Source organism: Pectobacterium araliae (assembly GCF_037076465.1).
GTDB lineage: Bacteria > Pseudomonadota > Gammaproteobacteria > Enterobacterales > Enterobacteriaceae > Pectobacterium > Pectobacterium araliae.
The window spans coordinates 561,622-584,316 of sequence record NZ_AP028908.1 but is presented as its reverse complement, the minus strand read 5'-3'; the positions used below and the strand labels follow the sequence as shown (position 1 = coordinate 584,316).

General features: G+C 51.0%; 19 protein-coding genes. 9 read left to right on the top strand and 10 right to left on the bottom strand.

Annotated features, from left to right (window positions below; all coding sequences use genetic code 11):
- Positions 1-11 precede the first annotated feature (11 nt).
- Positions 12-1,013 (top strand): zinc-binding alcohol dehydrogenase family protein, encoded by a 1,002-nt coding sequence (locus tag AACH44_RS02660; protein WP_261848976.1) that lies wholly within the window; start codon positions 12-14, stop codon positions 1,011-1,013.
- 54 nt (positions 1,014-1,067) lie between these two features.
- Here AACH44_RS02660 and serA read toward each other — a convergent pair whose 3' ends face one another.
- Together serA and rpiA are read right to left on the bottom strand one after the other, a co-directional pair.
- Complete coding sequence (serA, locus tag AACH44_RS02655) at positions 1,068-2,300, bottom strand: phosphoglycerate dehydrogenase (RefSeq protein WP_261848975.1); 1,233 nt, start codon at positions 2,298-2,300, stop codon at positions 1,068-1,070.
- A gap of 302 nt (positions 2,301-2,602) precedes the next feature.
- Positions 2,603-3,262, bottom strand: coding sequence for a ribose-5-phosphate isomerase RpiA (gene rpiA, locus AACH44_RS02650; protein WP_261848974.1), 660 nt, complete (start codon positions 3,260-3,262; stop codon positions 2,603-2,605).
- 239 nt (positions 3,263-3,501) lie between these two features.
- Here rpiA and AACH44_RS02645 point away from each other — a divergent pair, with 239 nt between their 5' ends.
- Entirely contained in the window at positions 3,502-4,395 is an 894-nt protein-coding gene (locus AACH44_RS02645; protein WP_261848973.1) for a LysR family transcriptional regulator ArgP, read from the top strand.
- 81 nt (positions 4,396-4,476) lie between these two features.
- On the opposite strand, the gene AACH44_RS02640 is transcribed toward AACH44_RS02645, so the two are convergent.
- The 7 genes from AACH44_RS02640 to tkt form a co-directional block, all read right to left on the bottom strand.
- The gene (locus AACH44_RS02640; protein ID WP_261849036.1) at positions 4,477-5,202 is read right to left on the bottom strand and encodes an oxidative stress defense protein; all 726 of its coding nucleotides are present in this window, start codon (positions 5,200-5,202) and stop codon (positions 4,477-4,479) included.
- Between the two features lie 205 nt (positions 5,203-5,407).
- Positions 5,408-6,022 carry an arginine exporter ArgO gene (argO, locus tag AACH44_RS02635; protein WP_261848972.1) on the bottom strand — a complete coding sequence of 205 codons (615 nt, stop codon included), beginning with the start codon at positions 6,020-6,022 and terminating at the stop codon, positions 5,408-5,410.
- A 327-nt stretch (positions 6,023-6,349) separates the two neighbouring features.
- Positions 6,350-7,210: a small-conductance mechanosensitive channel MscS gene (mscS, locus tag AACH44_RS02630; protein ID WP_261848971.1), complete on the bottom strand. Its 861-nt coding sequence runs from the start codon at positions 7,208-7,210 to the stop codon at positions 6,350-6,352.
- Positions 7,211-7,336: 126 nt separating this feature from the next.
- On the bottom strand, positions 7,337-8,413 hold the full coding sequence (gene fbaA / locus AACH44_RS02625; RefSeq protein WP_261848970.1) for a class II fructose-bisphosphate aldolase: 1,077 nt from the start codon (positions 8,411-8,413) through the stop codon (positions 7,337-7,339).
- 138 nt (positions 8,414-8,551) lie between these two features.
- Entirely contained in the window at positions 8,552-9,715 is a 1,164-nt protein-coding gene (gene pgk, locus AACH44_RS02620; protein WP_261848969.1) for a phosphoglycerate kinase, read from the bottom strand.
- Between the two features lie 72 nt (positions 9,716-9,787).
- Positions 9,788-10,804, bottom strand: a complete 1,017-nt coding sequence (epd, locus tag AACH44_RS02615) for an erythrose-4-phosphate dehydrogenase (RefSeq protein ID WP_261849035.1) — start codon at positions 10,802-10,804, stop codon at positions 9,788-9,790.
- 317 nt (positions 10,805-11,121) lie between these two features.
- On the bottom strand, positions 11,122-13,116 hold the full coding sequence (gene tkt / locus AACH44_RS02610; RefSeq protein WP_261848968.1) for a transketolase: 1,995 nt from the start codon (positions 13,114-13,116) through the stop codon (positions 11,122-11,124).
- 409 nt (positions 13,117-13,525) lie between these two features.
- Here tkt and AACH44_RS02605 point away from each other — a divergent pair, with 409 nt between their 5' ends.
- Both AACH44_RS02605 and AACH44_RS02600 read left to right on the top strand, forming a co-directional pair.
- Entirely contained in the window at positions 13,526-14,278 is a 753-nt protein-coding gene (locus AACH44_RS02605; RefSeq protein WP_261848967.1) for a M48 family metalloprotease, read from the top strand.
- Between the two features lie 673 nt (positions 14,279-14,951).
- Complete coding sequence (locus AACH44_RS02600) at positions 14,952-15,497, top strand: helix-turn-helix transcriptional regulator (protein WP_107169243.1); 546 nt, start codon at positions 14,952-14,954, stop codon at positions 15,495-15,497.
- Positions 15,498-15,554: 57 nt separating this feature from the next.
- Here AACH44_RS02600 and speA read toward each other — a convergent pair whose 3' ends face one another.
- Entirely contained in the window at positions 15,555-17,534 is a 1,980-nt protein-coding gene (speA, locus tag AACH44_RS02595) for a biosynthetic arginine decarboxylase (protein WP_261848966.1), read from the bottom strand.
- A gap of 714 nt (positions 17,535-18,248) precedes the next feature.
- Between speA and metK the strand changes: the two genes are divergently transcribed.
- The 5 genes from metK (at position 18,249) to gshB (ending at position 22,655) form a co-directional block, all read left to right on the top strand.
- Entirely contained in the window at positions 18,249-19,400 is a 1,152-nt protein-coding gene (gene metK / locus AACH44_RS02590; RefSeq protein WP_261848965.1) for a methionine adenosyltransferase, read from the top strand.
- A 123-nt stretch (positions 19,401-19,523) separates the two neighbouring features.
- Positions 19,524-20,036, top strand: coding sequence for a SprT family zinc-dependent metalloprotease (locus AACH44_RS02585; protein ID WP_338659491.1), 513 nt, complete (start codon positions 19,524-19,526; stop codon positions 20,034-20,036).
- A gap of 96 nt (positions 20,037-20,132) precedes the next feature.
- The gene (gene endA, locus AACH44_RS02580; protein WP_261848963.1) at positions 20,133-20,831 is read left to right on the top strand and encodes a deoxyribonuclease I; all 699 of its coding nucleotides are present in this window, start codon (positions 20,133-20,135) and stop codon (positions 20,829-20,831) included.
- 118 nt (positions 20,832-20,949) lie between these two features.
- Positions 20,950-21,684, top strand: coding sequence for a 16S rRNA (uracil(1498)-N(3))-methyltransferase (gene rsmE / locus AACH44_RS02575; protein ID WP_261848962.1), 735 nt, complete (start codon positions 20,950-20,952; stop codon positions 21,682-21,684).
- 11 nt (positions 21,685-21,695) lie between these two features.
- Positions 21,696-22,655, top strand: coding sequence for a glutathione synthase (gene gshB / locus AACH44_RS02570; protein WP_261848961.1), 960 nt, complete (start codon positions 21,696-21,698; stop codon positions 22,653-22,655).
- The last annotated feature ends 40 nt before the right edge of the window (positions 22,656-22,695 follow it).

Here is a 22,695-nt window from a genome sequence, read left to right as displayed (position 1 = left end):
AGGAACAGACCATGACCGCTCATGCGATAGCCGTTGATCCACAACAGCCAGAAAACTTCATCGCCATCACGCAGGACATCTCCGAACCCGGTGAATACGATCTGCTAATCGGCGTAAAAGCCATTTCCGTCAATCCGGTGGATACCAAAGTTCATGCCGGATTGCGTCAGAATGGGTTACAGCAACCCAGAATCCTCGGCTGGGATGCCAGTGGCGTCGTGCTGAAAACCGGCAGCGCCGTGAGCCACATCCAGGTCGGTGATGAAATCTGGTACGCCGGCGACATCACCCGCCCCGGCAGCAACACCACTCATCAGTTGATTGATTCACGCATCGTGGCGCGTAAGCCTGTGTCTCTGGACTGGGCCGCCGCCGCCGCACTGCCGCTCACGGCGTTGACCGCCTGGGAAGGCTTATTCGAGCATCTGAAAATACAGCAGGCCGACAGTAAAAAAACGCTGCTGATTATCGGCGGCGCAGGTGGCGTAGGATCTCTGGCGATTTCTCTGGCGGCGTTACGCAGCTCGGTGAACATCATCGCCACCGCATCACAACCGGATTCGGCGGAATGGTGCCGCCAGCGCGGTGCGCACAAGGTCGTCGATTACCGTAATCTGGTGGATGAGCTAGAAAAAGAGGGGATCAAACAGGTCGATTATATCTTCTGCCTGAACGATACCGACGGCCACTGGGATGCCATCAGCAAGCTGATCGCACCGATGGGGCACATCTGTACCATCGTGGAAAACAAAAATCCGCTCGACCAAACGCAGCTAAAACTCAAAAGTGCGGCATTGCATTGGGAACTTATGTTTACCCGCAGCATGTTCACCACCCCGGATATCGCGGAACAAGGGAACATTTTGTACGAAGTGGCACAGTTGGTTGATGCAGGAAAACTTCAGGGAACCGCCAGCGAAGCACTGCAAGGGTTAACGGTGGATACGCTGAAGCAGGCTCACGATAAAGTATTAGAAGGGCATATGCGCGGCAAGATCGTTATCGCGCTGTAATAACGCAATCAGCCCCGAAAGGGGCTGATTAATAACGCACTAATCAATCACACATCAGAACAGCAGACGGGCACGAATAGTGCCAGGAATCGCTTTCATCAGTTGCAGTGCCGTTTGCGCACCGTCGGTTTCGACGTCAATGACCACATAACCAATTTCAGGCGTCGTTTGCAGATACTGTGCAGCAATGTTAATGCCCTGCTCAGCAAAGATCTGGTTAATTTTGGTAATCACACCAGGACGGTTTTCATGGATGTGCAGCAGACGACTGGCGCGTGCACCGTGAACAGGCAGCGACACCTCTGGGAAATTCACCGCAGACAGCGTGGAACCGTTGTCTGAGTATTTCGCCAGTTTTCCGGCGACTTCATCACCAATATTTTCCTGTGCTTCCTGCGTGGAGCCACCGATATGCGGCGTTAGCAGCACATTATCAAACTCGCACAGCGGTGACAGGAACGGTTCGCTGTTGGTTGCGGGTTCCTGTGGGAATACGTCAATCGCCGCACCGGACAGATGCTTGCTGCTCAGCGCGTCGCACAGTGCGGGAATATCAACCACCGTACCACGGGCAGCATTAATCAGGATTGAACCCGGCTTCATCAGGGCTAGCTCTTCAGCGCCCATCATGTTCTGTGTGCTATCATTTTCCGGCACGTGCAGACTTACCACGTCGCTCATATTCAGCAGGTCGGACAGGTGGCGCACCTGATGCGCATTGCCCAGCGGCAGTTTACTTTCGATATCATAGAAGTAAACGTGCATACCCAGGCTTTCAGCCAGAATGCCCAACTGGGTTCCGATATGACCGTAACCGATGATCCCGAGTTTTTTGCCCCGAGCTTCAAACGATCCCACAGCCAGTTTGTGCCAAATACCACGGTGCGCTTTCGCGTTCGCTGCCGGGATACCGCGCAGCATCAGCAGCATTTCGCCGACCACCATTTCTGCCACGGATCGGGTATTGGAAAAAGGTGCATTAAATACCGGAATGCCGCGTTTGGTCGCGGCCGACAGCTCAACCTGATTCGTCCCAATACAGAAACACCCTACCGCGATCAGTTTTTCCGCAGCAGCAAAAATTTCTTCTGTCAGGTGGGTACGCGAGCGAATACCCACAAAATGCGCATCGCGAATGGAGGCTTTCAGCGCCTCAGGATCTAGCGCACCTTTATGGAACTCGATGTTGGTGTAACCGGCTGCACGTAGGTTGTCCAACGCGCTCTGGTGCACGCCTTCCACTAACAAAAACTTAATCTTGTCTTTTTCCAATGATACCTTTGCCATTTCCCGACCTTATTTTCAGACTTCAAATGTGACAGAGAGCTAAATAACTTCTGCCAACATAACAAAAATTACGCAGTCAGCAATACAAACGATTGCTTCGCCCGAATCGCGCCACAGAGAAACGCGCCTGATTTATGGCAAAAAATATTGCCAAAGAGATACATCGCCATATCGGCGGTAAATAAAATAAGAAAATGTGATATTAAGTACCAAAAATGAGCCGTTAACTAAATAGATTTTTTTAGCTAAAAAATTTCTGACGTGGAACGTAGGCCGCTCATCACGTCAGAACGATCGCGAGCTCATTTAACGACGGTTTTTACCCCCTCGGCGGTGCCGACTAACGCAACATCTGCGCCGCGATTAGCAAACAACCCAACGGTCACCACGCCCGCGATACCATTAATGTGGTTTTCTACCGCAACGGCATTCATGATATTCAGGTTGTGTACATCCAGAATGACGTTGCCGTTATCCGTCACGACACCCTGACGATAGACCGGCTGCCCACCGAGCTTCGCCAGTTCACGTGCCACGTAAGATCGCGCCATTGGGATGACTTCAACGGGCAACGGGAACGTGCCCAGCACATCAACCTGCTTGGATGCATCAACAATGCAGATGAACTGACGCGACAGGGCAGAAATGATTTTCTCACGGGTCAGCGCTGCCCCACCGCCTTTGATCATCTGCATATGCCCGTTGATCTCATCCGCGCCATCGACATAAACATCGAGCGAATCCACATCATTGGCATCAAAAACGGGAATACCCAGACTTTTCAGCTTTTCCGTTGAGGCATCCGAGCTGGAAACCGCACCTTTGATTTGATGTTTTATCGAACCCAGCGCATCAATAAAGTGTGCTGCCGTCGATCCGGTTCCTACTCCCACAATGGTGTCAGGGCGGACATAGTCGAGCGCCGCCCATCCCACTGCTTTTTTCAGTTCATCTTGCGTCATAATCTGCTTCTGGCCTGTAGAATCAATATACGAAAACGTGTGCGTATTATAGAACATGCACGTTGGGGAAAGCGTGCAAATTCATCACCCCATTGCTGCATTATCTCACGCGTACCGTGCCACACGCAGCGTGCTGAATCGTGATTGCACACAACAGCCAAAATAAGATTTCTGCATGGCAAATCAACAAAATGTGGCATAGTGAAAAAAACGGACTCATTCAGAGGATTTTGAATTTCATGAAACGCCCGGACTATCGAACGCTTCAGGCTCTGGATGCCGTCATCCGCGAGCGTGGTTTTGAACGCGCGGCTCAGAAGTTGTGTATTACCCAATCTGCCGTTTCACAACGCATTAAACAGTTGGAAAATCTGTTCGGCCAGCCGCTATTGGTCAGAACCATTCCCCCTCGCCCGACGGAACAAGGGCAGAAGCTGCTGGCGCTGCTGCATCAGGTAGAATTGCTGGAAGAAGAGTGGTTGGGCAATGAAACCAGCAGCGATATCCCGCTGCTGCTGTCGCTGGCGGTGAACGCCGACAGTCTGGCAACCTGGCTGCTACCGGCGTTACAGCCAGTGCTGGTCGATTCACCGATTCGCCTCAACTTGCAGGTAGAAGATGAAACGCGCACGCAGGAAAGGCTGCGCCGAGGTGAAGTGGTGGGTGCGGTGAGTATTCAGTCTCAGCCGCTGCCAAGCTGTCTGGTAGATAAACTGGGTGCGCTGGATTACCTGTTCGTCGCATCTCCAGCCTTCGCCGCCCGCTATTTCCCGAATGGCGTGACGCGTTCAGCGCTGCTGCGAGCGCCTGCGGTCGCCTTTGACCATTTGGATGATATGCATCAGGCTTTTTTACAGCAGAACTTTGATTTGTCGCCAGGCAGCGTTCCCTGCCATATCGTGAACTCGTCGGAAGCCTTTGTTCAATTAGCACGACAGGGCACAACCTGCTGTATGATCCCGCACCTGCAAATCGAGAGAGAACTGGCTAATAACGAGCTAATCGACCTGACGCCGGGGCTATTTCAACGTCGGATGCTCTATTGGCATCGCTTCGCACCAGAAAGCCGGATGATGAGGAAAGTGACGGATGCCCTGCTCGCACACGGCCGTCAGGTACTACGGCAGTCATAACGTGCAGGAAAAGTGATACTTAAACGAAAACAGGCCTGTCTGAGCAGGCCTGTGGGTATTATCACTATGTTTACGCCGTCATTACGGCGCACGCTGTAGTTCAAACACGACATCCACCTGATCGTCAAAGTGAATGGTTTGTTGTTCATAGGTTTGTGCCGCTTCGGTTTGTACCGCCGCATCTGCCGTTTTAAACATCCGAGCTATTGGCATCGGCTGATAGTTGGCAACGTGATAGCGAACGCTGTAGATCGGCCCCAGTTTAGCGTTGAAGCCCTGCGCCAGCGCCGCGGCCTGACTCGTCGCCTGCTCAATCGCTTTTTTACGCGCTTCATCACGATAAGCTTCTGGGTTAGCCACGCCTAACTCTACCGTGCGAATCTCATTCAGCCCCGATTTCAGCGCCCCATCCAGCAGTTCATTCAGTTTATCTAACTGACGCAATGTCACTTCCACCTGACGCACGGCACGGTAGCCTTTCAGCACCGATCCCCCTGTTTTCAGATAGTCATATTCTGGCTGTGTGCGTAAATTGGCAGCATTAATATCTTTTTTCTCAATGCCGTTTTTACCCAGAAAATCAAAATATTGTGCAACGCGAGCATCGACCTGCTTTTTCGCTTCCGCCGCATCTTTCGATGACACACTCACTTCAATCGCCAGACGCGCGATATCCGGTGTTGCGTCTACGCTGGATGTCCCTGACGTCACGATATGCGGGCCATCCGGCAATTCCGCAGACTGCGCGGTTATCGACACACCGCCAAATCCTATCGCAGCGGCCAGCGCCAGTGCATTGAGCCTCATCATACCTCGCTTCACACTCTCTCCTTACCTATGTTTCGTCACGCATGTGACCCAGCAGATTTTTCCTGCGTCGGCACAGCACATTCCAGAATGAAAGATACAAGAAGGTATCCTTTACCAGACAACATAACGTATTACTGACTCCACACAATATAGGTGAATTTCTGAAACATAGCGTAAAAGTGATTTCATTTATTGCTAACCACTATTGCCAACCGTGGCGTGCCAACTGCAAGGCAATTCCCCACATCACCACGCCAACAAAAAAATTGATAGCTCTCTGTACCCGAGGCGTATTCAGCCACGGAGCCAACCAGGCCGCCAATAACGCCAGCGCAAAAAACCAGGTGAAGGAAGCTGTTATGACTCCTAACGCAAACCAGCGTCGGTCGTCATCCGCAAACTGGCTCCCCAAACTTCCCAACACCACAAAGGTATCCAGATAGACATGCGGATTAAGCCAGGTCACCGCCAGCATTGTCGCGATAATGCGCCAGCGGCTTTGTTTCATCACTTCTGCGCTGGCGAGGAGAGTATTTTTGCTGAAGGCTGTTTTCATTGCCCCCCAGCCGAACCAGAGCAGAAACGCAACACCGCCCCAGGTCACCGCCCCCAATAACAGTGAAGATTGACTGAGCAAGGCACTGCCACCAAAAATACCAACGGTAGTCAATACAACATCACTCAAGGCACATAACAGCGCCACCATCAGATGATACTGACGGCGAATTCCCTGATTCATCACAAAGGCATTCTGTGGTCCCAGCGGCAGAATCATCGCCACGCCTAATAGAACGCCTTGTAAATACACCGCCCACATACTTCTCTCCTACACCGTTTGTTGTTATCGCGGGGGAGTGTATGAAAGCCGATTAAATAAGTGAAATTGAATATTCTAACGCCACATTAGCTACGCTAATGTTCTGAATTAAAGGAAGGAAACGCACGATGAGAGGTAATGCTGCTCACTTAAGCATGGAGTTAGGGGAAACACGGTGATAAGGTTCCCGCAGGGATACCTCGCACCGTGGTCGCCCCAGAATCTCGATATTTAAACGAGCACCGTTAAGATGAGAGGACGATTTCTGACAATGCACCATGCCGATAGCGCGACATGATGCATATTGAGTGGCTTATATCAGCCGGTTTACTCTGGCTGCTCCGCTGCGGATTGAACCTTATGCAGGTGTACATCCATCTGCGGATAAGGAATGCCAATACGATGCTCGTCTAGCACGCGTTTAAAGCTTTCCAACAGATCCCAGTACACCGCCTGTGCATTGCCGTTGGCCGTCCATACCCACACCACAAAATTTAGCGATGATGCTGCCATTTCATTCAGGCGGATCGTGACACCTTTGTCATGCTGAATACGATCGTCGGCAGCAACAATATCGCCTAACAGCTTTTTCACTACATCAATATCGGCATCATAGGCCACACCGACAATAATTTCGGTACGGCAATCCGGTTCACGCGAGCTGTTGATGATGTTACCCGCAATGATCTTGCCATTCGGCACCACAATAATTTTGCCGTCAGCCGTGCGCAATGTCGTCGAGAAGATCTGCACCTGCGTTACCGAACCGGACACGCCGCCCAAATCCACCGCTTCGCCAGTACGGAAAGGCCGGAAGATCACTAATAACACACCAGCAGCAAAGTTGGCCAATGACCCCTGTAATGCCAAACCGACCGCTAAGCCCGCCGCACCCAATACGGCAATCACTGATGCCGTCTGTACACCAACCCTGCTCAATACCGCAATCAGCGTGAACGCGATAATGCCATAGCGCACCAGCGCAGACAGGAAATCAGCCACGGTTGAATCGATAGAACGGCTAATCATCAGCTTATTGAGGGTGCCAGAGACAATCCGTGCAATCACCAAGCCAACAATAAGGATCACTAATGCGGCAACAATATTCACGGCATACTGTAAAAACAAGTTCTGATGTGCCACCAACCAGTTCCCTGCCTGATCCAATCCTGTATTAAGTTCTTCCATTTAAACGCTCCTGTTTTCTTAATCACCGGGAAAGCATAACGTCGATAGCAGAAACCGCAATATCAACCCCAAAAATTAAGACTCCCTTAGGAGTCTTAATATCAAACCATACTTACGTCGTCTTACTTACAGCACGTCAACAGCATTAAGCTCTTTGAAGGCTTGTTCCAGACGCGTAACCATGCTCGCTTGAGCGGAACGCAGCCATACACGCGGATCATAGTATTTCTTGTTCGGCTGATCGTCGCCTTTCGGGTTGCCCAATTGAGCTTGCAGATAGGCTTCGTTTTCTTTGTAGTATTTCAGGATACCTTCCCATGTTGCCCACTGGGTGTCGGTATCGATGTTCATTTTCACTACACCGTAGCTGACAGAATCTTTGATTTCCTGAGCGCTGGAACCGGAACCGCCGTGGAACACAAAATCCAGGCTGTTGTGCGGCAGGTTATGTTTCTTGGAAACATATTCCTGAGAATCACGCAGGATGGTCGGAGTCAGCTTCACGTTACCTGGCTTATAGACGCCGTGCACGTTACCGAAAGAGGCGGCGATGGTGAAACGTGGGCTAATCGCGTTCAGTTTGGTGTACGCGTAGTCAACATCTTCCGGCTGGGTGTACAAAGCAGAAACGTCCATGTGGCTGTTATCCACACCGTCTTCTTCACCACCGGTGCAACCCAGTTCGATTTCCAGGGTCATGTCGATTTTGGCCATGCGCGCCAAATATTTAGAGCAGATTTCGATGTTTTCTTCCAGAGACTCTTCAGACAGGTCAATCATGTGAGAAGAGAACAGGGGTTTACCGGTAGCCGCGAAGTGTTTTTCACCCGCATCCAGCAGGCCATCGATCCATGGCAGCAGTTTTTTCGCACAGTGGTCAGTGTGCAGAATGACCGGAATACCATAATGTTCAGCCATTTGGTGCACATGATGAGCGCCAGAGATCGCACCCAAAATTGCCGCCTTCTGACCTTCCGCTTTCAGACCTTTACCCGCAGTGAACGCTGCACCACCGTTAGAGAACTGAACGATGACTGGCGCGCGCACTTTGGCAGCGGCTTCCAGCACAGCATTGATTGAGTCGGTACCGACACAGTTCACTGCTGGCAAAGCGAATTGGTTTTCTTTTGCTACTGCAAAAACTTTCTGAACGTCATCACCAGTGATGACACCGGGTTTTACGAAATCAAAAATTTTAGACATGTTACGTGTCCCGTTTCGTTGGCCGTGGAGGGGTTAGAGAAATCGATGTTCAATCGACAGGCTGTCCCGACATGATGTTGCAATAACTCCGTGTCGAGACAACCCTAGGAAAGGGAAAAAATCAGCCCTTACCTTAAATTACTGCTTAGCGCGTTCTTCCAGCATAACCACTGCGGGCAGTTTTTTCCCTTCAACGAACTCCAGGAATGCGCCGCCACCGGTAGAAATGTAGGAAATTTTATCTGCAATACCAAATAGATCGATCGCAGCCAGCGTATCGCCGCCGCCTGCAATAGAGAATGCATCACTCTCTGCGATAGCACGTGCGATGGTCTCGGTTCCTTTACGGAAATTCGGGAATTCGAAGACGCCAACCGGGCCATTCCACAGGATGGTCTTGGCATTTTTCAGAATCTCAGCCAGACGCTCGGCGGAAACATCACCCAGATCCAGAATCTGCTCTTCGTCTTTGATTGCTGTAACAGACTTCAGCGTTGCAGCTGCCGTTTCAGAGAATTCTGATGCCACCCGCACATCGCTTGGTACAGGAATATCACAGGTTTCCAGCAACTTCTTCGCTTCAGAAATCAGATCCGCTTCGTACAGGGATTTACCCACGTTGTGGCCTTGTGCGGCAACGAAGGTATTGGCGATGCCACCACCGACGATCAGCTGATCGGCGATTTTAGACAGGGAATCCAGTACGGTCAGTTTGGTGGAGACTTTAGAGCCACCCACGATAGCGACCATCGGGCGTGCAGGTTCGCTCAACGCTTTACCCAGCGCTTCCAACTCACCAGACAGCAGCGGGCCCGCACAGGCGATAGTGGCAAATTTACCCACGCCGTGGGTTGAAGCCTGCGCACGGTGTGCCGTACCGAAGGCGTCCATTACGAATACATCGCACAGCGCCGCATATTTCTTGGACAGGACTTCGTCGTCTTTCTTCTCGCCTTTGTTAAAGCGGACGTTTTCCAGTACAACCAGTTCGCCTTCAGCGACATCAACACCATCAAGATAGTCTTTCGCCAGACGTACAGGAGAAGAGAGTTTCTCTTTCAGGTAGTCAACGACAGGCAGCAGGGAAAACTCTTCGTTGTACTCGCCTTCGGTCGGGCGTCCCAGGTGGGACGTGACCATAACGCGAGCGCCTTGTTTCAGCGCGATTTCGATGGTCGGCAGAGAGGCACGGATGCGCGCATCAGACGTCACTTTCCCTTCTTTTACTGGTACGTTCAGATCCGCACGAATAAGAACACGTTTACCAGCCAGATCCAGATCGGTCATCTTAATTACAGACATGGTGAATCCTCTTGTTGATTCTCTTTTAAAGTTGCTTGAGCGAGATAGCGACCCCTGATCGCCACCGTCGTACTAGAAACCGCAGGCTGCCATTGCCCGTGTTGTATCCAACATCCGGTTGGCAAAGCCCCATTCGTTATCGCACCAGACTAATGTTTTAATCAGGTGCTGACCACTGACCCGTGTCTGCGTGCCATCGACAATGGCACTGTGCGGATCGTGGTTAAAATCAGCCGACACCAGCGGCAATTCAGTATAATCAACTATACCACGAAACGACTCATGCGCTGATTTTTGCAATAGTGCATTAATTTCATTCACGTTTACGGCTTTCCTGACGCTAACGCTCAGGTCAATTGCCGTAACGTTAATCGTCGGCACCCGCACCGAGATCGCCTCAAAGCGATCGACAAACTGTGGAAAAATGCGGGTGATCCCCGCCGACAGTTTGGTATCTACCGGAATGATCGACTGACTGGCAGCGCGTGTGCGGCGCAGATCGTGATGATAAGCATCGATCACCGGTTGATCGTTCATCGATGAGTGAATCGTCGTCACCGTCCCATTCTCGATCCCGAAGGCATCATCCAACAGTTTGATCACCGGGATAATGCAGTTGGTCGTGCAGGACGCATTAGAAACAATGCGATGCTCACTTTCCAACTGATGGTGATTGACGCCGAACACCACCGTGGCATCCAAATCTGTTGTTCCCGGATGAGAAAACAGCACTTTCTTTGCGCCTGCCGCCAGATGAGCTTCCCCATCTTCCCGGCTACCGTAGACACCACTGCAATCCAATACGATATCTACACCGAGTTCTCGCCAGGGCAATGGCTGAATCTCTGCCTGATGCAACAGACGAATACAGTCATCACCGACATAAAGCTGGTCGCATTCCTGACGAACATCCCATGAAAAACGGCCGTGACTGGAGTCATATTTGAGCAAATGCGCCATGCCTTCCGCGCTCGCCAACTCGTTAATCGCCACCACGGTAATCTCGGCTCGGCGGCCCGATTCATACAACGCACGTAACACACTGCGGCCTATGCGGCCAAAACCGTTTATCGCAATACGGATCGTCATGGCGTTCTTTGTGGTTCCTTGTCTCATTACAGGTATGCCCAGTACATAGAATATACCCTTCTTAGACACCAGAGAACCCCTGGCGAAATGCCGCCAGCACAACAACTGAAACGCTTCAGCTAGAATAAACGAATTAATGTATAAAAGAAATATTCTCGTTTGGCGCACATCATCAGAAGAGTGACCTGTGTCATAAAACTAAAAAAATGAAGGCTTGAGAGATGGAAAAATGTACGGAACAATGGGGCAAATTAAAGACGAAAAAAAGCCGCCAGCATTAGCTGACGGCTTCTTATATCGGGGTTAACGTAGCGTAATTACTTCAGCAGCGCCTGCGCTTTTTCAACGACGTTATCGACAGTGAAGCCGAATTCTTCGAACAGCAATTCAGCCGGAGCCGATTCGCCGAAGCTTGTCATACCGACAATCGCGCCGTTCAGGCCGACGTACTTGAACCAGTAGTCTGCAATGCCCGCTTCAATCGCTACGCGCGCCGAGACCGCTTTCGGCAGCACCGCTTCACGGTAGGCTGCATCCTGCTTGTCGAACGCATCCGTTGACGGCATCGACACCACGCGCACCTTGCGGCCTGCGGCAGTCAGTTTGTCATACGCACCGACAGCCAGTTCAACTTCAGAACCGGTGGCAATCAGGATCAGCTCAGGCTGGCCGTCGCTGTCTTTCAGCACGTAGCCGCCTTTTGCCACGTTCGCCAGTTGTTCAGCGGTACGCGGTTGCTGCGCCAGATTCTGACGCGACAGGATCAGCGACGTCGGGCCATCCTGACGCTCAATGGCATATTTCCACGCCACCGCCGTTTCTACCTGATCCGCCGGACGCCAGTTGCTCATGTTTGGCGTCACGCGCAGGCTCGCCAGCTGTTCAACCGGCTGGTGGGTCGGGCCGTCTTCGCCCAGACCGATGGAGTCGTGGGTGTAAACGTAGATGCTGCGGATTTTCATCAGCGCGGCCATACGTACAGCATTACGCGCGTATTCCACAAACATCAGGAAGGTCGCGGTGTACGGCACAAAGCCACCGTGCAGCGCAATCCCGTTGGCAATCGCCGTCATACCGAATTCACGTACGCCGTAGTGGATATAGTTACCCGCGTGATCTTTATCCAGCGACACCGAGCCGGACCAGATGGTCAGGTTGCTTGGTGCCAAGTCGGCAGAGCCGCCCAAGAATTCCGGCAGCAGTTTGCCGTAAGCTTCCAGCGCGTTCTGTGAGGCTTTACGGCTGGCGATTTTCGCCGGATTGGCCTGCAAATCGTCGATAAATTTCTGTGCGTCTGCCTGCCAGTTGGTCGGCAGTTCACCGCCGGTGCGGCGTTTGAACTCAGCGGCCAGTTCGGGGTACGCGCTGGAATAGGCGGCAAATGCCTCGTCCCAGGCCGCTTCCTTACGCTGACCGGCCGGTTTGGCATCCCAGGCGGCATAGATATCAGCAGGGATCTCAAACGGCGCGTGCGTCCAGCCCAGTTGTTCTCGGGAAGCCGCCACTTCCGCCTCACCCAACGGTGCACCGTGGGAATCGTGCGTACCGGCCTTGTTCGGTGAACCAAAACCAATCACGGTTTTGCACATCAGCAGCGACGGTTTGTCGGTTACCAGTTGGGCTTCGCCGATGGCGCGTTTGATGGCGTCCGCATCGTGACCGTCCACGCCGCGTACTACGTGCCAGCCGTAGGCTTCAAAGCGAGCGGCGGTATCGTCGGTAAACCAGCCTTCAACATGGCCGTCGATGGAAATGCCGTTGTCATCATAAAACGCGGTCAGTTTGCCGAGCTTCATGGTACCTGCCAGCGAGCAGACCTCGTGGGAAATCCCTTCCATCATGCAGCCGTCACCGAGGAAGGTGTAGGTGTGATGGTTAACAATCTCGTGGCCTGGACGGTTGAACTGCGCGGCCAGCGTGCGCTCGGCAATCGCCATACCGACCGCGTTGGCAATGCCCTGACCCAGCGGGCCGGTGGTGGTTTCAACACCCGCGGTGTAGCCGTATTCCGGGTGGCCTGGAGTTTTGGAATGCAACTGACGGAAGTTTTTCAGTTCTTCAATCGGCAGGTCGTAGCCGGAGAGGTGCAGCAGGCTGTAAATCAGCATAGACGCGTGGCCGTTGGACAGTACGAAGCGGTCACGATTGGCCCAGTTAGGGTTGGCCGGATTATGGTTAAGATAGTCGCGCCACAGCACTTCGGCGATATCGGCCATGCCCATTGGTGCGCCCGGGTGACCGGATTTGGCTTTCTGCACCCCATCCATGCTCAGCGCACGGATAGCATTGGCAAGTTCTTTACGAGAGGACATGCTTGACTCCAGATCGGATTGAACGAATACCTTCCTGAATAACTCATACTAATCAATGCGTTAAACAGAAGTGACAAAATGAATATGATTACAAATGTACATGAAAAATGCAGCGAATGCACATGGAACCGTGAGTAAAAAACAGGGATTTATCAGCTAACGAATCAATCGTGGTCCTTTTGCCAATTGTGTAGCTGATTACAGCGCCATACGCCCTGTTTTCCAGTGGCTTCACCTTTATCAACCGCACCTTTTTGGAACGCCCCAAAACAACACTCATTGTCGACGACGATATCGGAAAGCAGACAAATCAGATTTTCCGCTCTATTTATCGGTGTCGTTTTCGGGTATCTTATAGCCGCTTTTTTGGTATTAAAAAATAAACATTAATCGTATGGAGATGATTTTTATGGCTATTCGTTCTTCTGTACTGGCTCTGTGTGTCGCAACCTTGCTGACCGGCTGCCAGAACTTAAACACCAGTACCTTAATGCAATCCGGCGCACAGGCTTTTCAGGCAGCAACGCTCAGCGATGCTGATGTTAAATCCCTCAGCGATCAGTCCTGTCAGCAAATGGACAAAGAAGCAAAGATTGCCCCTGCTGACAGCAAATACACACAGCGGCTGAATAAAATTGCAAATGCATTGGGTCATGATATCAATGGCACACCAGCCAACTATAAGGTTTATCTGACAAAAGACGTTAACGCTTGGGCAATGGCGAACGGTTGCATCCGTGTATACAGCGGCTTGATGGATATGATGAACGACAATGAAGTGGAAGGTGTTCTCGGCCACGAAATGGGTCACGTCGCGCTGGGTCACTCTCGTAAAGCAATGCAGGTTGCCTATGCAGCGACTGCCGCACGTACTGCGGTTGCCTCTGCTGGCGGCGTAGCGGCATCATTGTCACAATCTCAACTCGCCGATCTGGGAGAAGAACTGGTTAATTCCCAATTCTCTCAATCTCAGGAAAGTCAGGCTGATGACTATTCCTTTGATTTACTGAAGAAACGCGGCGTCAAGCTGGAAGGTCTGGCAACCAGCTTTGAGAAACTCGCTAAACTGGATGCCGGTCGTGAGAGCAGTATGTTTGATTCCCATCCTTCCTCTGAAGGACGTGCCAAACACATTCGTGAGCGTATCGCTACCGAGAAGTAATCACACTCGCTGATTACCCGCAAAAAATATGTACCCGGGCAATTGAAAAGATCTCAATTGCCCGTTAGTCATCCGACCACTATCATCCCCGCCGTATTCCCTGTAAGCTGCTGGATAACAGCAACCTCTAATTGTTTCGATCCTCATTATGATAGGATTTAAGAATTAATAAATATAAATAGATAGCTATTTACAATCATATTACTGTTCCGTTCTCTTTTTAAGAAACGATGCTCGTCAGATTTCCAGATACTGGAAAGCAAAAGAAAGCAAATGCAGCAACAGAGGATAAGCAGGCGCCACGATTAACGCAGAGACTCACGCCACAATAGCAGGAGGGATGGGATAACCCTATGTATTTAAAGATAGAAATAAACCAGTAAATCAAGCATACTATGTTACACCGATAAGAATTTTTCCAGTTTGATCATAGAGATAGATGATGAAATCAGTTATTGCTTCCACTGATTTATCTCGAGGCTCTACCTTTTAGCGATGCAAGACTCTTCAGGATCGCGATTTCTTAATAACTGGACAACATCAGCAACGATTATTGGTTTGTGACCACTTTCAGACAATAAACTCATATGTGTTAAAAATCATGGATGTGAGAATTTTCAGTAAATGCAATTTTACCACGGTAGGATTACGGGAAATCCTATCGAGTATTCCCATGCTCTCGATAAAACCTGTCAACAGGTTTACGCTACAACAAGGAAAGAAAAAATGTATTTTCATCATTGACGGTAGCAGCGAGGGCTTTGAAGAATACTATGAGTCGATAAGAACCCACTTTTATAATATGGCGTCATCGTTCATTATCATCAATAATTCCCCCAATCACCCACCTGTGTGTATTGACGAAAAAACGATTCTTATTTCCAAATCAGCACACATTAATTCTTTTTATAAATTGCTCGACTTCGTTCACCATCACGATCGTCGCCTATTCAGCCCCGTCAGGCTATCGAAATCTGAATATGCCGTATTTCAGTATTGGAGTGCGGGTTACTCAGCAGAAACGATTGCCGATCTTATCGGGTTAAATAAGAAATCAGTACTGAACAGCAAATCAAGATTACTGAATAAATATGGCGTTCAGGATAAAAACTCTCTACTGCTTATTGCTAAAATTATCTTCAAAGACAGCGTCATTGAAGAATTTGATTCCCTTCCAAAACCAGCAACCGATATCAATATGGGCCATTCGCTTATCTGATCGCAGGCGAAAAAAAGGGATGCTCACTCGCATCCCTTTTCACTCAAGCCATTACACTTACTCATCTTCCAAATAAGTATAGCCATACAGCCCGGTTTCAAATTCTTCCAGGAACTGCGCCTGAAGTTCAGCATCAAGGTCGGTTTCTTTAACCTGATCGCGGAAACGCGTCATCAGCACTTTGGGGTCAAGCTGCACATATTCCAGCATATCGGCAACTGTATTCCCTTCATCAGACTCTTCAATCTCAACGGTGCCGTCTTGGAAGACAAACACATCGACGGTCGACGTATCGCCAAACAGATTATGCATGTTACCCAGAATTTCCTGATAGGCACCGACCATAAAGAAGCCCAGCAACGGCGGGTTTTCTGGATCGTAAGGCGGCATTGGCATCGTTGTCGCGATTCCATCACCATCAACATAATGATCGATCGTGCCATCTGAGTCACAGGTGATATCAAGCAGGACAGCACGACGCTCAGGCGGCTTGTTTAGCCCTTCCAACGGCATGACGGGGAACAGTTGATCGATCCCCCATGCATCCGGCATGGATTGGAACAGCGAGAAGTTGACATACAATTTGTCAGCCATGCGTTCCTGTAATTCATCAATCACCGGCCGATGCGCACGGTTACTCGGATCCAACTGTTCCTGAATCATCTGACAGATGCTCAGATAAAGCTGCTCTGCTTTTGCACGCTGTGTCAGGTCCAACATGCCGTGCGTGTACTGGGTGTGCACATCATGCAAGTCCATTTGGCTGTCATGTAGCCACTCACGCAGCGAACGACGTTTCCCCGGCTGCTTGATTTCTTTCCAGGTTGACCACAGGCTCTCCAACGCACGCGGCGCGTCTTCTTCCGGCTCGGTAGGTTCGCTGAATTCGTTACGTTCAACCCCGATAATATTGGAAACCAACACAGTATGATGCGCAGTGACCGCACGACCAGATTCGGTGATGACCGTCGGATGCGGCAAACCGTGCTCATTACAGGCATCGCCGATGCCCCAGATCACGTTGTTGGCGTACTCATTCAGACCATAGTTGACTGAGCAGTCGGACTGGGAACGGGTTCCTTCATAATCAACGCCCAAGCCGCCACCAACATCAAAGCACTGGATATTTACGCCCAGTTTATGCAACTCAACATAGAAACGCGCAGATTCGCGCACACCCGTCGCGATATCACGGATATTCGCCAGTTGCGATCCCAAATGGAAATGCAGCAATTGCAGGCTATCCAACTTCCCAGCCTCGCGCAGCATCTCAACCAGTTGCAGCACCTGAACCGCCGCCAGACCAAATTTGGATTTTTCGCCACCGCTGGATTGCCATTTACCCGAGCCCTGAGAGGCGAGACGCGCGCGAACGCCGAGGCGCGGCACCACATTCAAACGCTCAGCCTCTTCCAGCACCAGCCGGATTTCGGACATCTTCTCGATGACCAGATAAACCTTGTGACCGAGTTTTTCGCCGATCAATGCCAAACGGATGTATTCACGGTCTTTGTAGCCGTTACACACAATCACCGTGCGCGTCATGCCCGCATGGCCCAGTACCGCCATCAGTTCCGCTTTTGAGCCAGCCTCAAGGCCCAGCGGCTCACCGGAATTAGCCAATGACTCAATGACGCGACGATGCTGGTTAACCTTGATCGGGTAAACCAGAAAATAGCCGCCTTCATAGCCAAACGATTCGCGAGCCTGTTTAAACGCAGCGTTGATAGAACGCAGGCGATGCTGAAGGATTTGCGGAAAGCAGAACAGCGCAGGAAGGCGCTGATGGTTCTCTTTCTGCATATCTTTGACCAATCTGGCCAGATCGACGCGAGCTTCTGGTACGTCGGGGTCCGGGCACACGCTAATGTGTCCTAATTCATTGACGTCATAATAATTATTGCCCCACCAGGCAATATTATAGGTACGAAGCATTTCGCTGGCATTACGGTCATTCATGGCAACCTCCTGCATAGAGCGCAAATTTTCATGTTTACCCGTCGCTGACGAGCCGTGATGAATCATGTCGTCAGACATAACGAACCTCTTCTTTTTCTATACTGCTAATCACATCAGTACCTGAATAAACAGCCCACATAAGCATACCTGCAACATGCGGCGTCGACAGTGAAAAAACCGGCCTGGTAAAGTATGCCGTCACTTTATTACTCTTATTAGTGTAAAACACGTTGTCAGGCTCCGTGTTACGGGTCGAAAAAACTCGTTGTGAAAACCACCGGGCGAACGTGACCAGAAAGTCGTTAAACGCTTCTGGCAGAAAGAATAACAGGCAGATTAACCAGCCCTGGAGTCCTGTGTTGAATTTAACGACAGGCTACGTCTGGATACGGAAAAGAAGGGTTGAGTCGCTGACGCGATAGCGTCAAAAGGGACGTATTGCGAAGGCAATACACTCAGTAAACAACGGATCATTAATCCAATCACCTCCACGCGCGCCGCAGTCATGCGGTCAGCTATCAATGAGAAATTCAAGATGTTGCGGGCTAGATTACCGTTACCGCTCGCGCGTTTATACAGAGATGCTGCCGGAAAAGCAAAATGAAAATTATCGCCAGTCATCTCTTGTAAAAGAAAAAACGGCCGATGTTTAAATGTGATGGCGAGCTAACACGAAAAACTACTGGCACTGAGACCAAAAGGTGACCTAGAATAGCCATCCAGATGTTAATCCGTCTATACCGATTAACCGATACATTGCTTAGCGGCTTTGATTTGAAGGTAAAGAAATTCATGGCTAAACACCTTTTTACGTCCGAGTCAGTCTCTGAAGGACATCCTGATAAAATTGCTGACCAGATTTCAGATGCGGTTCTCGACGCCATTCTGGAGCAAGATCCAAAAGCGCGTGTCGCTTGTGAGACCTATGTAAAGACCGGAATGGTGTTAGTCGGTGGTGAAATCACTACCAGTGCCTGGGTCGATATCGAAGAAATTACCCGTCGCACCGTGCGTGACATCGGTTATGTCAATTCTGAAATGGGCTTTGATGCCAACTCTTGTGCCGTGTTGAATGCCATTGGCAAGCAATCTCCTGACATCAATCAGGGTGTTGACCGCCGCGATCCGCTGGAACAAGGCGCGGGTGACCAAGGTCTGATGTTCGGCTACGCGACCAACGAAACCGACGTACTGATGCCAGCCCCCGTGACTTATGCACACCGTCTGGTTCAGCGCCAGTCAGAGGTTCGCAAGAGCGGTTCTCTGCCGTGGTTGCGCCCGGATGCGAAAAGCCAGGTTACGTTCCTGTACGACGATGGCAAGATTGCCGGTATTGATGCCGTGGTGCTGTCTACCCAGCATTCAGAAGACATTAGCCAGAAAGATCTGCATGAAGCGGTGATGGAAGAGATCATTAAACCGGTTCTGCCAGCAGAGTGGCTGTCTGCCAGTACCAAATATTTCATCAACCCAACAGGGCGCTTTGTTATCGGCGGCCCAATGGGTGATTGCGGTCTGACCGGTCGTAAAATCATCGTTGATACCTACGGCGGTGCCGCTCGCCACGGTGGCGGTGCGTTCTCCGGTAAGGACCCTTCTAAAGTAGACCGTTCTGCTGCCTATGCTGCGCGTTATGTCGCCAAAAACATCGTCGCGGCTGGCCTGGCCGATCGCTGCGAGATTCAGGTGTCCTACGCGATTGGCGTAGCGGAACCGACATCCATCATGATCGAAACCTTCGGCACAGAGAAAGTGTCCACCGAGCAACTGACGCTGCTGGTGCGCGAATTCTTCGATCTGCGTCCTTACGGCTTAATCCAGATGCTGGATCTGCTGCATCCGATTTATCAGGAAACGGCAGCCTATGGCCACTTTGGCCGTGAACATTTCCCATGGGAAAAAACGGATAAAGCCGCACAGCTGCGTGAAGCTGCCGGTCTGTAATCCGGCAATGCAATAAATACCAAACGGCGAATGAAAATTCGCCGTTTCTCATTCTGAATCCCTGAATATTTCGCCCCAGTTTCCCTATTGCGTCTCCCTGCCACTCAATTTATGCTCACAGCAATGAACACTCCCCGAATTCCCATTGCCAGCCATCAGGCTGTGATGCGCTGCCTGCGTGATAAATTGCAGCAGGCCAACCTCACTTTGCAAACGAACTACACCGAGCCAGCAGTAAATTACCAGCAACGCGGTTCAACCGCAGGAACCGCTTGGCTACAACACTGCGAAATCCGGCTGAACCCCGTTTTGTTGCAGGAAAATCAGCAGGCTTTTATCGATGAAGTCGTTCCTCATGAATTGGCTCATCTGCTGGTCTACGCACGTTTTGGCCGTGTCGCACCACACGGTAAAGAGTGGCGTTGGATGATGGAAAGCGTCCTGCACGTTCCGGCAAAACGCACACATCGATTTGCGGTGCACTCCGTGCAGGGGAAGACCTTCACTTACCTGTGCGATTGCCAACAGCATGAGCTCACGATTCGTCGGCACAATCGGGTACAACGTGGCGAAACAGAATATCGCTGCCGCCGTTGCGGGAAAACCTTACGTCATGATGTAAAAAGCTCTATTTAAACGGGAATTTACAGTTTTAAAAACTGCTTTTGCGTTTGCTTGCCGCTAAGACATCCGGTAGTCTGCCAACTTTACCGCCTGTGGATTATTTGGAATATGCTACGCAAAATTCTCGCTATCGCTGCCGTTGGCGCGGGTCTATTTTCGGCCATCGCGCAGAGTCAAAACATCAATAATTTTTCGCAGGCAAAAGCCGCCGCTGTCAACATTAATCGCGATGCGCCGGGGTCGTTCTACTGCGGCTGCAAAATTACGTGGCAGGGCAAGAAAGGCACACCCGATCTGGAATCCTGCGGTTATCAGGTAAGAAAAAATGCACAGCGTGCCAGCCGCATTGAGTGGGAGCACGTTGTACCCGCCTGGCAGTTCGGCCACCAGCGCCAGTGCTGGCAGGATGGCGGCAGAAAGAACTGTAACAGCGATCCGGTTTACCGTGAGATGGAAACCGATTTACATAACCTGCAACCCGCTATCGGTGAGGTTAACGGCGATCGCGGCAATGCCATGTATGGCCAGTGGAACAGCGGCGCATCCCAATATGGTCAATGCGAGATGAAGGTCGATTTCAAAAATAATCTGGCAGAACCACCGACTCGCGCCCGCGGCCAGATCGCACGTACCTATTTCTACATGCGCGACCGCTATCAATTACGCCTTTCTAGCCAACAAACTCAGTTGTTTGAAGCCTGGGATAAGCTGTACCCTGTCACGCAATGGGAATGTACCCGCAATCAACGTATCGCGGCAAAACAGGGAAACCCAAATCCCTACGTTCAACAGGCTTGCCAGCGCTAATTCGTCTACCTACTATAGCGAATCAGTTTCCAATGCAACCACCGTCCAATGACGGTGGTTTTGCCTATTTCTGGCGTTCCGACGCCGGTTAATTTTCATTCAAAGGTCTTAATTCAGTATGCGAGTACCACGCATTTTTCATCCCGAGACGCTTCCCCTTAACGGTGGTGAAGTCGAACTACGCGACGATGCCGCCAACCATGTTGGTCGCGTGTTACGCATGAATACGGGTCAATCATTGCAGCTATTTGATGGCAGCAATCATGTCTTTGATGCAGAAATTATCGCGGCGGGAAAAAAGAGTGTGCGCGTTAGCGTCACAGCAGGTAAGTTGGAAGATAAAGAATCCCCCCTGCATTTGCATCTGGGACAGGTGATGTCGCGCGGCGAGAAGATGGAATTTACCATTCAGAAATCCATCGAGCTGGGCGTCAATGTGATTACGCCGCTGCTGTCTGAACGCTGTGGGGTAAAACTGGATGCAGAACGTATGGAGAAGAAAATTAGCCAGTGGCAAAAAATCGCGGTTGCTGCCTGTGAACAATCTGGCCGCAACTGTGTGCCGTTGGTACGGCCAGCGATGACGCTGGATGCCTGGTGTGCGGAGCAAGACAACGCGCTGAAATTGAATCTGCACCCACGCGCTACACAGAGTATCAATACGCTACCGCTGCCGGTAGATCGGGTTAGGTTGCTGATCGGCCCGGAAGGCGGACTCACCGCCAGTGAAATTACCATGACCTCAGAACACGGATTCACTGATATCCTGTTGGGGCCACGCGTCTTGCGCACAGAAACCACTGCACTCACCGCCATGACCGCCTTACAGGTACGTTTCGGCGATTTGGGGTAAAGGAGAAAAGAATGATCAAACTCGGTATCGTGATGGACCCAATTGACACCATCAATATCAAGAAAGACACCAGCTTTGCCATGCTGCTGGAAGCACAGCGCCGTGGTTGGGAACTGCATTATATGGAGATGAACGATCTCTATATGCACGCAGGTGTCGCCCGTGCCACAACGCGTCGCCTGAGCGTCCAGTACGACTACGACGGCTGGTATGATTTCTCTGGCGAGCAGGATATTGCGCTGGAAGAGTTGGATGTGGTGCTGATGCGTAAAGATCCGCCGTTCGATACGGAGTTCATTTACGCCACCTATATTCTGGAACGTGCGGAAGAGAAAGGCACGCTGATCGTCAACAAACCGCAAAGCCTGCGCGATTGCAATGAAAAGCTGTTCACTGCCTGGTTCCCGCATCTGACACCCGATACGCTCGTCACGCGTCGTGCAGACAAACTGCGCCAGTTCCATGAAAAACACGGCGACGTTATTCTCAAACCGCTAGACGGGATGGGTGGCGCATCTATTTTCCGTTTGAAGCAGGATGACGCCAACGTCTCAGTCATCATCGAGACCCTGACCGAACACGCCAGCCGCTACTGCATGGCGCAAAACTACCTGCCTGAGATTAAAGACGGCGACAAGCGCGTGCTGGTGGTCGATGGCGAACCCGTTCCTTACTGCCTGGCACGTATTCCCAAAAGCGGTGAGACACGCGGCAATCTGGCAGCCGGTGGTCGTGGCGAAGCACGTCCGCTAACCGAAAGTGACTGGAAAATCGCCCGTGACGTCGCACCGACGTTAAAAGCCAAAGGCCTGATTTTCGTCGGTCTGGACATCATCGGTGATCGTCTGACAGAAATTAACGTCACCAGCCCGACCTGCGTGCGTGAAATCGAAGCGGCTTACCCAGACGTGTCCATCACCGGCATGCTAATGGACGCGATTGAAAAACGTCTGGCCGCACGTACCCGTTAATACCAAATACGCTATCCGGCCCGCGCAACACGGGCCGTTT